Source organism: Pelomonas sp. SE-A7 (assembly GCF_030345705.1).
Lineage (GTDB): Bacteria > Pseudomonadota > Gammaproteobacteria > Burkholderiales > Burkholderiaceae_C > JAUASW01.
This window is the reverse complement of the sequence record NZ_JAUASW010000002.1, coordinates 281,979-294,933: the sequence shown is the minus strand read 5'-3', so window position 1 is coordinate 294,933 and position 12,955 is coordinate 281,979. Positions and strand designations below refer to the sequence as shown.

The window sequence follows — 12,955 nt, the reverse complement described above, 5'->3', positions numbered from 1 at the left end:
ATGCAAGCACTGCAGTTCCATGCGGGCCCTCGGGCCCGCAGTCGTTTGGCCGAGCGCGGCTTGCGCGCCGAGGATGTGCGCATCATTCCCGCGGCGGCCGGTGGTCCCAAGGGGCTGATCCTCAACGCCCTGGACCGGCATCTGTTCGGCCCATGGCTGGGCGCGAGCCAGCAGGAAGTCCATCTGCTGGGTGCTTCCATCGGCGCCTGGCGAATGGCGACCGCCTGCCTGGGTGACGCCGAGGCCGAGTTCGAAAGGCTGGCCCAGGAATACGCCCATCAGGACTACGACCATGCTCCGGGCAAGCCGCCGACGGCGTCCTCCGTGAGCAAGGGCTTTGCCGCCAAGCTAGACCAGGTGTTTGGCGGTCGCGAGTGCGAAGTGCTCAGCCATCCGCGCTACCGGCTGCATCTGTTCACGTCGCGAGGCCGGCATCTGCTGGGACGGGAAGGGCGGGTGCGCACGCCGCTGGGCTATTTCGGCGCCTTCGCGACCAACCTGGTCTCTCGCAAGGCAATGGGTGGATGGCTGGAGCGGGTCGTGTTCTCCGACCTGCGCTCGCCGCTGCCCATGCTGCTGAAGGACTACCGCAGCCGACAGGTCGAGTTGTCGGCCCGAAATCTTCAACAGGCCTTGTTGGCCAGCTGTTCGATCCCGTTCTGGCTGAACGCCGTCCACGACATTCCCGGTGCGCCCAAGGGCGCCTATTGGGATGGCGGCATCACCGACTACCACCTGCATCTGAACTACGCGCAGATGCTGGGTGATGGGCTGGTGCTGTATCCGCATTTCCAGCGCAGCATCGTGCCGGGCTGGCTAGACAAGGCGCTCAGGTATCGGCACGCGCCGACGGCGTTCCTGGACAACGTGGTGGTGCTGACGCCCAGCGAGGACTTCATCCGCGGCCTGCCGCGCGGCAAGCTGCCGGACCGGGCCGACTTCCAGCACTACGGCGACGACCTGCAAGGCAGGGCTGTCGCCTGGCTGCGCGCGGTGCGCGAGGGCGAGCGGCTGCGTGACGAGTTCGCCGCCCTGGCCGAGCGGGACTCCATCCAGGCCCTGCCGCTTTGATTGGCTACAATCGCCGCTCCTCCCACCAGCAAGGATGAGAAAGGCGACCTGGTTATGACACCGCGAACTACGACCACCCCCTTCGAGGTTTAGTCGGCCGCGGCACGTCACGTCTTCTTTCTTTCAGAACAACAAAGCGCGGCACCTGGCCGCGCTTTTTGTTTTCTCCCGGAGTTTTCCCATGATCTCGATTCAATTGCCCGACGGTTCCAAGCGCGAGTTCGACGCGCCCCTCACGGTGGCCCAGGTGGCCGCTTCCATTGGCACCGGCCTGGCCAAGGCTGCGCTGGCCGGCCGCGTTGACGGCAAGCTGGTGGACACCAGCCACCTGATCGCCGCTGATGCCCAGCTGGCCATCATCACGGACAAGGACGCCGACGGCCTAGAAGTGATCCGTCATTCGACGGCCCACTTGCTGGCCTATGCCGTCAAGGAGTTGTTCCCGGAGGCCCAGGTCACCATCGGCCCGGTGATCGAGCACGGCTTCTATTACGACTTCTCGTACAAGCGCCCGTTCACGCCGGACGACCTGGCGGCGATCGAATCCAAGATGGCCGAGCTGGCCAAGAAGGACGAGGCCGTGACCCGCTCGGTGCTGCCGCGCGATGAGGCCGTGGCCTATTTCAAGGGCATAGGCGAGGCCTACAAGGCCGAGATCATCGCCAGCATTCCGGCCAACGAGGACGTCTCGTTGTACGCCGAGGGCAAGTTCACCGACCTTTGCCGCGGCCCGCACGTGCCTTCTACCGGCAAGCTCAAGCACTTCAAGCTGATGAAGGTGGCCGGCGCCTACTGGCGCGGCGACCACAACAACGAGCAGCTGCAGCGCGTCTACGGCACGGCCTGGGCCAGCAAGGACGATTTGCAGAAGTACCTGACCATGCTGGAGGAGGCTGAGAAACGCGACCACCGCAAGCTGGGCCGCGAGCTGGACCTGTTCCACATCGACGAACACAGCCCCGGCACGGTGTTCTGGCATCCCAAGGGCTGGACGGTCTGGCAGGAGGTGGAGCAGTACATGCGCCGTGTCTATCGCGACAACGGCTACCTGGAGGTCAAGGGCCCGCAGATCATCGACAAGTCGCTGTGGGAGAAGACCGGCCACTGGGACAAGTACCGCGAGAACATGTTCACGACCGAATCGGAGAAGCGCGATTACGCGCTCAAGCCGATGAACTGCCCTGGCCACATCCTGATCTTCAAGCAGGGCATCAAGAGCTACCGCGATCTGCCGCTGCGCTTCGGCGAGTTCGGCCAGTGCCACCGCAACGAGCCCACGGGCGGCCTGCACGGCATCATGCGCGTGCGCGGCTTCACGCAGGACGACGGCCACATCTTCTGCACGGAAGACATGATCCAGGCCGAGGTCCAGTCGTTCACGAGCCTGCTGCAGAAGGTCTACAAGGACTTCGGCTTCACCGAGATTCTCTACAAGCTGTCTACGCGCCCCGAGAAGCGCATCGGCACCGAGGAAAGCTGGGACAAGGCCGAGGCCGCGCTGGCCGAAGGCCTTCGCGCGTCCGGATGCGAATTCGAGTACCTGCCGGGCGAGGGTGCCTTCTACGGCCCCAAGATCGAGTACACGCTGAAGGACGCTCTGGGTCGCCAGTGGCAGTGCGGAACCATCCAGGTGGACCCGAACATGCCCGAGCGGCTGGATGCCGAATTCGTCGGCGAAGACGGCTCGCGCCACCGCCCGGTCATGCTGCACCGGGCTATCGTCGGCAGCCTGGAGCGCTTCATCGGCATCCTGATCGAACAGCATGCCGGTGCCCTGCCGGCCTGGCTGTCGCCGGTGCAGGTGGTCGTGGCCAACATCACGGACGCGCAGGCCGAATATGCCGCGGAGATCGTGAAATCGCTGCAAAAACAAGGAGTTAGGGCAGCGGTTGATTTGCGGAACGAGAAAATCACGTATAAAATCCGCGAGCATTCTTTGCAGAAGGTTCCGTTCATCCTGGTCGTCGGCGACAAGGAGAAGGCAAACGGGGCCGTCGCGGTGCGCGCCCGAGGCAACCAAGACCTGGGGGTGATGTCGCTGGCAGACTTCCAGTCGAAGCTGTCGGAATCCATCACCACCAAGGCCTGAAAGGTCCGACCCAGGGCGCGCTTTCGTTCTTGTCGGGCCTCGCCTTGGGTCCATTGAAAGGTAAGCACCATCGCTACGTTTGCTGACCGTCGTGCCATTCCCGAGCGAAAGCACCGGCTGAACCGCGAAATCATGCATCCCGAGGTCCGTCTGAACGGGCCTGAGAACGAGCCCCTGGGCGTCGTTAGCATCCAGGAAGCCCTGCGCATGGCAGGTGATATGGATGTGGATCTGGTCGAAATCTCGCCCACCGCCAACCCGCCCGTGTGCCGGTTGATGGACTATGGCAAGTTCAAGTATCAGGAGCAGAAGCGCGCTGCCGAAGCCAAGGCCAAGCAGAAGATCATCGAGATCAAGGAAGTGAAGTTCCGGCCGGGTACGGACGAGGGCGATTACCAGATCAAGATGCGCAATCTGCGCCGCTTCATCGCCGAAGATGGTGACAAGGGCAAGGTGACGCTGCGTTACCGCGGTCGCGAGATCACCCACCAGGAAATCGGCATGCGTCTGCTGGAGCGAATCCGCGACGAACTGGCCGATGTTTCGGTGGTCGAAAACATGCCCAAGCTGGAAGGCCGGCAGATGATCATGGTCCTGGCGCCCAAGAAGCGCTGAGACCCACGTAAGGAATTCAGCCCGTCGATTTGGTCGTCGGCGGGCTTATTAGTCTCCAGAGGCCGGCAAGTGTTGCGAGTCCCGCAACCGCCCCTGGGACGTACTTAAAAGGAGCATCACATGCCCAAAATGAAGACCAAGAGCAGCGCGAAGAAGCGTTTTCGCGTTCGTCCGGGTGGCACCGTCAAGCGCGGTCAGGCGTTCAAGCGCCACATCCTGACCAAGAAGTCCACGAAGAACAAGCGTCAGCTGCGCGGCGCTGTGAACGTGCATGAAACCAACATGGGTCACATCGCTCAGATGCTGCCCTTTGCTGGCCTGTAAACCCACCGCTTAACTAAAGGAGATTCAATATGCCTCGCGTTAAACGTGGTGTTACCGCTCGTGCCCGTCACAAGAAGGTCCTGGCTCTTGCCAAGGGCTTCCGTGGTCGTCGTAAGAACGTCTTCCGCATCGCCAAGCAGGCGGTGATGAAGGCGGGCCAATACGCCTACCGTGACCGCCGTGCCAAGAAGCGCGTGTTCCGTCAGCTGTGGATTGCTCGTATCAACGCAGCAAGCCGTGGCCTGGGACTGACCTACAGCAAGTTCGTGGCTGGCCTGAAGAAGGCACAGATCGACATCGACCGCAAGGTCCTGGCCGATCTCGCCGTCAACGATCCTGCTGGTTTTGCCAGCATCTTCGCCAAGGTGAAGGCCGCTCTCGCTTAATTGCCGGTCTGTCGCCTCGTGCGGCAGCGGCAGCCCCGGCGTAAGCCGGGGCGCGCCTTTAAAGGCCGACACCCCAGGTGTTCGGCCTTTTCTCATTTGTGCCCCGCACAGACTCCGAATCCAATGATCGCCCCGCGATGAACGATCTCGATCAAATGCTGCAACAAGCGCAGGCGGACTTCGCTGCCGCTGCCACGCCCTCCGACCTGGAGAACGCCAAGGCCCGCTTCCTGGGCAAGTCCGGCCAGGTGACCGAGCTGATGAAGGGCTTGGCCGCGCTGACGGTCGAAGAAAAGAAGACCCGTGGGGCCGAGATCAACAAGCTCAAGCAGGGCATCGAGGCTGCGCTGAACGAGCGTCGCCAGGCCCTGCTTGATGCCGAACTCGAGAAACAGCTCAAGGCCGAGGCGCTGGACGTGACCCTGCCGGGTCGGCAGCGCGGCACCGGCGGCCTGCACCCGATCACGCGTGCCATGGAGCGCATCGAAGCCATCTTTGGTTCCATGGGCTTCGACGTGGCCGATGGCCCCGAGATAGAGAACGATTGGTTCAATTTCACGGCACTGAACACGCCCGAGGATCATCCGGCGAGATCGATGCACGACACCTTCTACATCGAGGGTGGTCATGTGCTGCGCACGCACACCAGCCCGATGCAGATCCGCTATGCGGTGCAGCATGTGAAGAAGCACAAGCATTTGATCGATGCTGGCCGAGCTATGCCCGAGATCCGCGTGATCGCGCCGGGCCGCACCTACCGCGTCGACAGCGATGCAACCCACTCGCCGATGTTTCACCAGGTAGAAGGCCTGTGGGTGGGCGAGAACATCAGCTTCAAGGATCTGAAGTCGGTCTACCTGAACTTCATGCAGGAGTTCTTCGAGACCACGGACATGGAGATCCGCTTCCGCCCCAGCTATTTCCCATTCACCGAACCCAGTGCCGAGATCGACATGATGTTCGGCTCCGGTCCGCTGCAAGGGCGCTGGCTGGAAGTGTCGGGATCGGGCCAGGTTCACCCGCAGGTGATCCGCAACATGGGTCTGGACCCCGAGCGATACATCGGCTTTGCCTTCGGCTCTGGCATCGACCGGCTGGCCATGCTGCGCTATGGCGTCGGCGACCTGCGTCTGTTCTTTGATGGCGATCTGCGATTCCTGTCGCAATTCAAGTGAAGTGCAAGTCCCGCGAACCGAACGCCTGAAGAGAACAGAACACCATGCAATTCCCTGAGTCCTGGCTGCGGAGCTTCTGCAATCCCGCGCTGAACACCCAAGAGCTGGCCGAGCTGCTGACCATGTCCGGCCTGGAGGTCGAGGAACTGCGGCCGGTGGCGCCGCCGTTCAGCGGCATCGTCGTGGCCGAGATCGTCGAGGCCGAGCAGCATCCGAACGCCGACAAGCTGCGCGTCTGCAAGGTCAACGCCGGTGGTGCCGAGCTGCTGCAGATCGTCTGCGGCGCCCCCAATGCCCGCGTTGGCATCCGCGTGCCGCTGGCCACCATCGGTGCCGAGCTGCCTCCAGGCGAGGACGGCAAGCCGTTCAAGATCGGCAAGGGCAAGCTGCGCGGTGTCGAGAGCTTCGGCATGCTGTGCTCGGCCCGCGAGCTGAAGCTCAGCGAAGACCACGGCGGCCTGCTGGAGCTGGCCGCCGACGCGCCGATTGGCCAGAGCATCCGCGAGCACCTGAAGCTGGACGACGCGCTGTTCACGCTGAAGCTGACGCCCAATCTGGCGCATTGCCTGAGCGTATTCGGCATTGCCCGTGAGGTCTCGGCGTTGACTGGCTCGCCGCTGCTGAAGCCTGAGTTCACGCCCGTGGCCGTCAAGCACGATGCCAAGCTGCCGGTGCGCATCGAGGCGGCCGATCTGTGTGGTCGCTTCTCGGGCCGCATCGTTCGCGGCGTCAACATCAAGGCACAAACGCCGGCCTGGATGGTCGAGCGACTGGCGCGCTGTGGCCAGCGATCGGTGTCGCCGCTGGTCGACATTTCGAACTACGTGATGTTCGAGTTCGGTCGTCCGAGCCACATCTTCGACCTCGACAAGATCCACGGCGGCCTGACCGTGCGGTGGGCCAAGCAGGGCGAGTCGCTGAAGCTCCTGAACGGCAACACGATCGAGCTGGACGAAACGGTCGGCGTGATCTCCGATTCGAAAGAAGTGGAATCGCTCGCGGGCATCATGGGCGGCGACGCGACGGCCGTGTCTGACGACACCAAGAACGTCTATGTCGAGGCGGCTTTCTGGTGGCCCAAGGCAGTCGCTGGCCGTTCGCGCAAGTTCAATTTCTCGACCGATGCCGGCCATCGCTTCGAGCGCGGCGTTGACCCGGCGCAGACGGTGGAGCACATCGAGCGCATCACGCAATTGATCCTCGAGATCTGCGGCGGCGAGGCCGGTCCGATGGACGATCAAACGACGCAGTTGCCCACGCGCAAGCCGGTCACGCTGCGCGTCGCGCGCGCCGCCAAGATCATCGGCATGCCCTTGACGCAGGCGCAATGCACCACGGTGTTCCAGCGCTTGGGCCTGAAGTTTGTTGAAGGTGAGGGCACGTTGACGGTCACGCCGCCGAGCTGGCGCTTTGACATCCAGATCGAGGAAGACTTGATCGAGGAAGTGATCCGCGTGCTGGGCTATCCCAAGCTTCCGAATACGCCGCCGCTGGCGCCGGTCGTTGGCAAGGTGCGCTCGGAGTCGCGAGCTTCTATCCATGCGCTGCGTCATGCCCTGGCCGGCCGCGACTACTTCGAGACGATCAACTTCAGCTTCGTCGAGGCGCGATGGGAGCAGGAGCTGGCTGGCAATGCCAACCCGATCCAGCTCCTGAATCCAATCGCCGCGCCGCTGGCAGTGATGCGCACCAGCCTGATCGGCAGCTTGGTGCAGGTGTTGCGCTACAACCTGACGCGCAAAGCACCGCGAGTGCGCGTGTTCGAGATTGGTCGTGTGTTCTTGCGCGATGCCACGGTGGTCGAGAGCGACAGCAGCATCACAGGTGTCCGTCAGCCGATGCGCGTGGCCGCGCTGGCCTGGGGCGCTGCCGAACAGCAGCAATGGTCGCAGCGTGATCTTGCGGTTGACTTCTTCGATGTGAAGGGCGACCTGGAAGCGCTGTTCGCGCCGCGTCAGCTGCAATTCGTGGCCACCGAGCATCCGGCCCTGCATCCGGGCCGCAGCGCGTGCGTATTGCTGGATGGCCGTGAGATCGGGGTGGTCGGCGAACTGCACCCCAAGTGGCGTCAGGGCTATGAGCTGCCTTCGGCGCCTGTGCTGTTCGAGCTGGACGTCGATGCCGTGCTGAGCCTGACCCTGCCCAAGGGCCGGGGCGTGCAGCGCCAGCAATCAGTGTTGCGCGACATCGCTGTGATCGTCGGCGAGCAGGTCACGCACGACGCGCTGATCGGAACCATCAACGCCGCGCATGATGGCTTGATCCGCTCTGCCAAGCTTTTCGATGTGTTCAAGCCAGGCCAGGCCAATGCCGAGATGCAGGCCGGCGAGCGCAGCATGGCCGTGCGCCTGGAGCTGCTGGACGAAGAAACGCCGCTGACCGACGAGCGCATCGAGCCCGCGGTGGCTCGCGTGCTGGCGGCACTCAGTGAAAAGCTCGGCGCACGCTTGCGCGGTTGAAGACAAGTCGGCGAGGAGACGACAACCAATGAGCGACGACCAAGAAGACATCAAGCCCGCCGTGATGAGCGTGCTCCTGCCCAGCCTGGAAACACCGACGCTGACCAAGGCCGAACTGGCTGACCTGCTTTTCGACAGGCTGGGCCTGAACAAGCGCGAATCCAAAGACATGGTCGAGGCGTTCTACGACATCATTCACCAGACCCTGGTCCGCGGTGACGACGTCAAGCTCTCGGGCTTTGGCAACTTCAACATCCGTCGCAAGGCGCCGCGCCCGGGGCGCAATCCACGCACCGGCGAATCGATACCGATCAATGCCCGCAATGTGGTCACGTTTCACGCCAGCCACAAGTTGAAAGACCAGGTACAAGGTGATGCACCTGCCGTAGAAGACTTCGAGTAGAGTCTGACCTCCCCGGCTGAAGCTCTTGATTTCAATGGAGAAAGCGCTGCCCGCTATCCCCGCCAAACGCTACTTCACCATCGGTGAGGTGAGCGAGCTTTGCGGTGTGAAGCCCTATGTGCTGCGCTACTGGGAACAGGAGTTCACCCAGCTTCGCCCGATGAAGCGACGCGGCAACCGTCGCTACTACCAGCACCACGAAGTGCTCCTGATCCGTCGCATCCGCGACCTGCTCTACGACCAGGGCTTTACGATCAGTGGGGCGCGCAATCAGTTGGCGGATCAAGGGGCCGCTCGACTTGAGGCGTTGGACGACTTTGAATCCGAAATGGCACATGAAAATTCCGTGCCTCCGCCTGTCGTTGGCGAGCAGTTGTCGATGCTGCAACTGCGACAGGAGCTCAAGGCGATTCGCGAAACGCTGCTCCTCTGAGAGGCCTGTGTTTTCGTATATACTCTCACGCTTCAGTCGGGGCGTAGCGCAGCCTGGTAGCGCACTTGCATGGGGTGCAAGGGGTCGCGAGTTCGAATCCCGCCGTCCCGACCACTGAATAGCGAGAAACCAACGGGCCAGATGCGCAAGCATCTGGCCCGTTTCTCCATCTGGACTCGGCTCTTGGCAGGGTCTCGGCGAATCCGCAAATTGTCCTGACCTCCGCACTCATGGCCCAGCTTTCGTCAATTCGGGACCAGATCACGGGCCTGGTGCTGGCCGGTGGGCGTGGCAGCCGCATGGGCGGCGTAGACAAAGGCCTGCAGCTGCTGGGTGGGCAGCCGCTTGCACTGAATGCGCTGCGGCGATTGGCACCGCAGGTCGGCGCACTGATGGTGAACGCCAACCGTTGTCTCGAGACTTACGAGCGATTCGGCTTCCCGGTCTGCAGCGACGCCGATTCGTCTTTTCAAGGCCCGCTGGCCGGGTTCGTGGCCGGCCTGGTGCATTGCGCCACGCCATATCTCGCGACAGTGCCGTGCGACTGTCCAGGGTTCCCTGCTGATCTGGTGGAGCGCTTGGTTGCAGGCTTGAGCGCCGCCGATGCTGAGATTGCCATCGCGGTCACGAGAGATGCGGATGGCAGCCTTCAACGCCAACCGGTGTTCAGTCTGATGAAGGTGTCCCTGCGGCCAGGCCTTGAGCAATACATGGCCGATGGGGGGAGGCGTATCGAGCGCTGGGCTCTGGAGCAGCGATGCGCCGAGGTGATCTTCGACGACGCCAAGGCCTTCAGAAATCTCAACACCCTCGACGAGCTGCAAGCGCAGCAGGCCGACCGCCAGGTCTGAACTCAGGCTTCCAGCCTGGCCCGTCGCTCGGCCAAGAAGGTCTGGGCCAGCAGAGAGGCGGGATGCAGCCGCTGGCCAATGTAAAGCTCGCGGCGTCGTTCCGAGATCTGGGTGCGCAAGCGGTTGGCCATGATCGTGAGCGGCCTCAGGCCCTTGGTCTCGGCACGGCTGACTGCTTCCCAGAGTCTGTGCAGCGGATGGTCTTGCAACTGCCGGCGGTGCTGCTGCACCAGAGACAAGCGATCCTGCACCATGCGCTCAGCCTGGCGCAGCCAGGCCAGGCGCGGATGCACCGGACCGCTGACCAGGGCGGCATCCTCGCCAGCGGCGATCAGCAACGTTTCCAATGCGTGGCGATCAGCCCGGGCATAGGCGGCATTGGCGGCCACCATGCTGAGCTGGTTCTGCGCCCGGATCGACTCATCCGGCGCGCGGTCGGGGTGAAGCCGCATGGCGGCGCGGCGGTAGAGCTGCTTGAGGCTGAGAGGCTCGCCGCTGGCAATCGCTGTCGTACCTGGCTCGGCGGGCAGGGACGGCGCGGGTGGCAATGGCTGGGTCAGCGCCTGCATCGCAGCGTGCCGAATTCGCGGTGCGGCGGGAATGTCTTGGCCGCCCAACTGGCAGACGATGGCGTGCAACTGGTCTTCGGTGCGATCCAGCTCCCGGTAGAGCGGGCCCAGTTCACCTTTGTAGCGTTGCATGAACTGGAAGAGCGTTGCGCGTAGCAGCTGGTAGTCCTGCTCCTGGATAGCCAGGTAGCGGCGCAGGTCAGCCAGCGCGCTCTGGCGGCGGGCCAGCGCGTGGCGCGACAGGGCCAGTCCCTCACTCATCACGGCGCGAATCCATCCAGCACATGGGCCGATTCTCGCTGCTCCGGCGACACCCAGAAATAGAAACAGCCCCTAAGCGGGGCTGTTTGTTTTCGGATGTTGGAGCCGGATCAGGGCTGCGAGGCGCCGCTGGCAGCTGGTGCCGCCGCAGAGGCGGCTTCAGCCGGCATGGCCGGGGCGCTGGCCGCAGCCGTGACCGGCGCGTGCTCGACTGGCTTGGTGCTTGCCGACATCGGCAGCAGCGGCACGATCAGCAGGGCGACGATGTTGATGATCTTGATCAAGGGGTTCACGGCCGGACCGGCTGTGTCCTTGTACGGATCTCCCACGGTGTCGCCGGTCACCGCAGCCTTGTGGGCCTCGGAGCCCTTGCCGCCATGGTGGCCGTCTTCGATGTACTTCTTCGCGTTGTCCCAGGCGCCGCCGCCGGTGCACATGGAGATGGCGACAAACAGGCCGGTGACGATGGTGCCCATCAGCAGGCCGCCCAGGGCTGCGGGGCCCAGCAGCAGGCCGACGATGACCGGTACGACGACCGGCAGCAGCGACGGAACCACCATCTCCTTGATGGCAGCGGTGGTCAGCATGTCGACCGCCTTGCCGTATTCAGGCTTGCCGGTGCCGTCCATGATGCCCTTGATGGTGCTGAACTGGCGACGCACCTCGACCACCACCGAGCCGGCGGCTCGGCCGACGGCTTCCATGGCCATGGCGCCGAACAGGTAGGGGATCAGGCCACCGATGAACAGGCCGACGATGACGCGCGGCTCGCTCAGGTCGAAGGTGGTCGTGATGCCGCGGTCCTGCAGCGAGTGGGTGTAGTCGGCGAACAGCACCAGGGCTGCCAGGCCGGCCGAGCCGATGGCATAGCCCTTGGTCACGGCCTTGGTCGTGTTGCCCACGGCGTCCAGCGGGTCGGTGACCGCACGCACGCTGTCGGGCAGCTCCGACATCTCGGCAATGCCGCCGGCGTTGTCGGTGATCGGGCCATAGGCGTCAAGGGCGACGACGATGCCGGCCATGCTCAACATGGATGTGGCTGCGACCGCAATGCCATACAGGCCGCCCAGCTGATAGGCGGCCAGGATGGCGGCCACCACGAACAGCACCGGCCAGGCGGTGGAGCGCATGGAGACGCCGAGGCCGGCAATGATGTTGGTGCCGTGGCCGGTGGTAGAGGCCTGGGCGATGTGCTGCACCGGGCTGTACTGCGTGCCGGTGTAGAACTCGGTGATCCAGACCAGCACGGCTGTCAGCACCAGGCCCACGGCACAGGTGCCGAACAGGGCCATTGCAGAAACCGTCGTGCCGCTGCTCAGGGCCAGACCTTGCGGGAACATCGCCTTGGTGACGAAGAAGAAGGCCACCAGCGACAGCGCACCCGCCACCGCAAGGCCCTTGTACAGGGCCGGCATCACGTTCTTCATGCCGGGCGAGGCCTTGACGAAGTAGCAGCCGACGATGGAGAACAGGATGGACACGCCACCCAGCACCAGCGGGTAGACGATGGCCATGGCGCTGGCCGAATTGGCCACCATCAGAGCACCCAGGGCCATCGTGGCAATCAGCGTTACCGCATAGGTCTCGAACAGGTCGGCGGCCATGCCGGCGCAGTCGCCGACGTTGTCGCCCACGTTGTCGGCGATCACCGCAGGGTTGCGCGGGTCATCCTCGGGGATGCCGGCTTCCACCTTGCCCACCAGGTCGGCGCCCACGTCGGCGCCCTTGGTGAAGATGCCGCCACCCAGGCGGGCAAAGATCGAGATCAGCGAGGAGCCGAAAGCCAGGCCCAGCAGAGGCTTCAGCGCGGCCGAGCTGTTCTCTACGCCGCCCTTGCTCACATGCCAGTAGAAGAGGCCAACGCCCAGCAGGCCGAGGCCGACCACCAGCATGCCGGTGATGGCGCCACCCTTAAAGGCGACGTCCAGTGCCGGGGCCATGCCCTTGGTGGCTGCCTGCGCGGTGCGCACGTTGGCGCGCACCGAGACATTCATGCCAATGAAGCCGCAGGCGCCGGAAAGCACGGCGCCGACGACGAAGCCGATAGCCGTCTGCATGTCTAGGAAATAGCCGATCAGCACCGCCAGCACCACACCGACCATGCCTATGGTCTTGTACTGCCGTGCGAGATAGGCTGCCGCACCTTGCTGAATCGCCGCGGCGATCTCCTGCATGCGGGCATTGCCGGCGTCCTGACTCAGGATCCAGCTGCGTTGAATGAAACCATAAAGAACCGCGGCAACTCCGCAGGCCAGCGCGAAGCCCAGCGCCATACTCGTCGACATGAACATGTCTCCTTTAGTCAGTCAGTCTGTCTCA

The 12,955-nt window shown here is 63.7% G+C and carries 12 protein-coding genes and 1 tRNA gene; 11 read left to right on the top strand and 2 right to left on the bottom strand.

The window, feature by feature from the left end; genetic code table 11:
• The 11 genes from QT382_RS15405 (at nt 1) to mobA (ending at nt 9,806) form a co-directional block, all read left to right on the top strand.
• Nucleotides 1–1,071, top strand: coding sequence for a patatin-like phospholipase family protein (locus tag QT382_RS15405; protein WP_289254976.1), 1,071 nt, complete (start codon nt 1–3; stop codon nt 1,069–1,071).
• Nucleotides 1,072–1,252: 181 nt separating this feature from the next.
• Complete coding sequence (gene thrS, locus QT382_RS15400; protein ID WP_289254975.1) at nt 1,253–3,160, top strand: threonine--tRNA ligase; 1,908 nt, start codon at nt 1,253–1,255, stop codon at nt 3,158–3,160.
• Between the two features lie 69 nt (nt 3,161–3,229).
• Entirely contained in the window at nt 3,230–3,775 is a 546-nt protein-coding gene (gene infC / locus QT382_RS15395; RefSeq protein ID WP_289255470.1) for a translation initiation factor IF-3, read from the top strand.
• A 120-nt stretch (nt 3,776–3,895) separates the two neighbouring features.
• Complete coding sequence (rpmI, locus tag QT382_RS15390) at nt 3,896–4,099, top strand: 50S ribosomal protein L35 (RefSeq protein WP_289254974.1); 204 nt, start codon at nt 3,896–3,898, stop codon at nt 4,097–4,099.
• A 29-nt stretch (nt 4,100–4,128) separates the two neighbouring features.
• Nucleotides 4,129–4,485: a 50S ribosomal protein L20 gene (rplT, locus tag QT382_RS15385; RefSeq protein WP_289254973.1), complete on the top strand. Its 357-nt coding sequence runs from the start codon at nt 4,129–4,131 to the stop codon at nt 4,483–4,485.
• A gap of 137 nt (nt 4,486–4,622) precedes the next feature.
• Nucleotides 4,623–5,660, top strand: coding sequence for a phenylalanine--tRNA ligase subunit alpha (gene pheS, locus QT382_RS15380; protein WP_289254972.1), 1,038 nt, complete (start codon nt 4,623–4,625; stop codon nt 5,658–5,660).
• 44 nt (nt 5,661–5,704) lie between these two features.
• A complete protein-coding gene (pheT, locus tag QT382_RS15375) occupies nt 5,705–8,119 on the top strand; it encodes a phenylalanine--tRNA ligase subunit beta (protein ID WP_289254971.1) in 2,415 nt (804 codons plus the stop codon).
• 28 nt (nt 8,120–8,147) lie between these two features.
• Nucleotides 8,148–8,522 (top strand): integration host factor subunit alpha, encoded by a 375-nt coding sequence (locus QT382_RS15370; RefSeq protein ID WP_502929897.1) that lies wholly within the window; start codon nt 8,148–8,150, stop codon nt 8,520–8,522.
• 34 nt (nt 8,523–8,556) lie between these two features.
• Nucleotides 8,557–8,955 (top strand): MerR family transcriptional regulator, encoded by a 399-nt coding sequence (locus tag QT382_RS15365; RefSeq protein WP_289254970.1) that lies wholly within the window; start codon nt 8,557–8,559, stop codon nt 8,953–8,955.
• Nucleotides 8,956–8,992: 37 nt separating this feature from the next.
• Nucleotides 8,993–9,069, top strand: a tRNA-Pro gene (locus QT382_RS15360).
• Between the two features lie 116 nt (nt 9,070–9,185).
• On the top strand, nt 9,186–9,806 hold the full coding sequence (mobA, locus tag QT382_RS15355; protein ID WP_289254969.1) for a molybdenum cofactor guanylyltransferase MobA: 621 nt from the start codon (nt 9,186–9,188) through the stop codon (nt 9,804–9,806).
• Between the two features lie 2 nt (nt 9,807–9,808).
• On the opposite strand, the gene QT382_RS15350 is transcribed toward mobA, so the two are convergent.
• Together QT382_RS15350 and QT382_RS15345 are read right to left on the bottom strand one after the other, a co-directional pair.
• Nucleotides 9,809–10,636 (bottom strand): J domain-containing protein, encoded by an 828-nt coding sequence (locus QT382_RS15350; RefSeq protein ID WP_289254968.1) that lies wholly within the window; start codon nt 10,634–10,636, stop codon nt 9,809–9,811.
• Nucleotides 10,637–10,746: 110 nt separating this feature from the next.
• Nucleotides 10,747–12,921, bottom strand: a complete 2,175-nt coding sequence (locus tag QT382_RS15345) for a sodium-translocating pyrophosphatase (RefSeq protein ID WP_289254967.1) — start codon at nt 12,919–12,921, stop codon at nt 10,747–10,749.
• Nucleotides 12,922–12,955: the final 34 nt, after the last annotated feature.

Coding starts and splice junctions, on each gene's coding strand:
- thrS (WP_289254975.1), top strand. CDS start 1,253: ATGATCTCGATTCAATTGCCCGACGGTTCCAAGCGCGAGTTCGACGCG.
- QT382_RS15405 (WP_289254976.1), top strand. CDS start 1: ATGCAAGCACTGCAGTTCCATGCGGGCCCTCGGGCCCGCAGTCGTTTG.
- rplT (WP_289254973.1), top strand. CDS start 4,129: ATGCCTCGCGTTAAACGTGGTGTTACCGCTCGTGCCCGTCACAAGAAG.
- pheT (WP_289254971.1), top strand. CDS start 5,705: ATGCAATTCCCTGAGTCCTGGCTGCGGAGCTTCTGCAATCCCGCGCTG.
- pheS (WP_289254972.1), top strand. CDS start 4,623: ATGAACGATCTCGATCAAATGCTGCAACAAGCGCAGGCGGACTTCGCT.
- QT382_RS15370 (WP_502929897.1), top strand. CDS start 8,148: ATGAGCGACGACCAAGAAGACATCAAGCCCGCCGTGATGAGCGTGCTC.
- QT382_RS15365 (WP_289254970.1), top strand. CDS start 8,557: ATGGAGAAAGCGCTGCCCGCTATCCCCGCCAAACGCTACTTCACCATC.
- rpmI (WP_289254974.1), top strand. CDS start 3,896: ATGCCCAAAATGAAGACCAAGAGCAGCGCGAAGAAGCGTTTTCGCGTT.
- QT382_RS15345 (WP_289254967.1), bottom strand. CDS start 12,921: ATGTCGACGAGTATGGCGCTGGGCTTCGCGCTGGCCTGCGGAGTTGCC.
- QT382_RS15350 (WP_289254968.1), bottom strand. CDS start 10,636: ATGAGTGAGGGACTGGCCCTGTCGCGCCACGCGCTGGCCCGCCGCCAG.
- mobA (WP_289254969.1), top strand. CDS start 9,186: ATGGCCCAGCTTTCGTCAATTCGGGACCAGATCACGGGCCTGGTGCTG.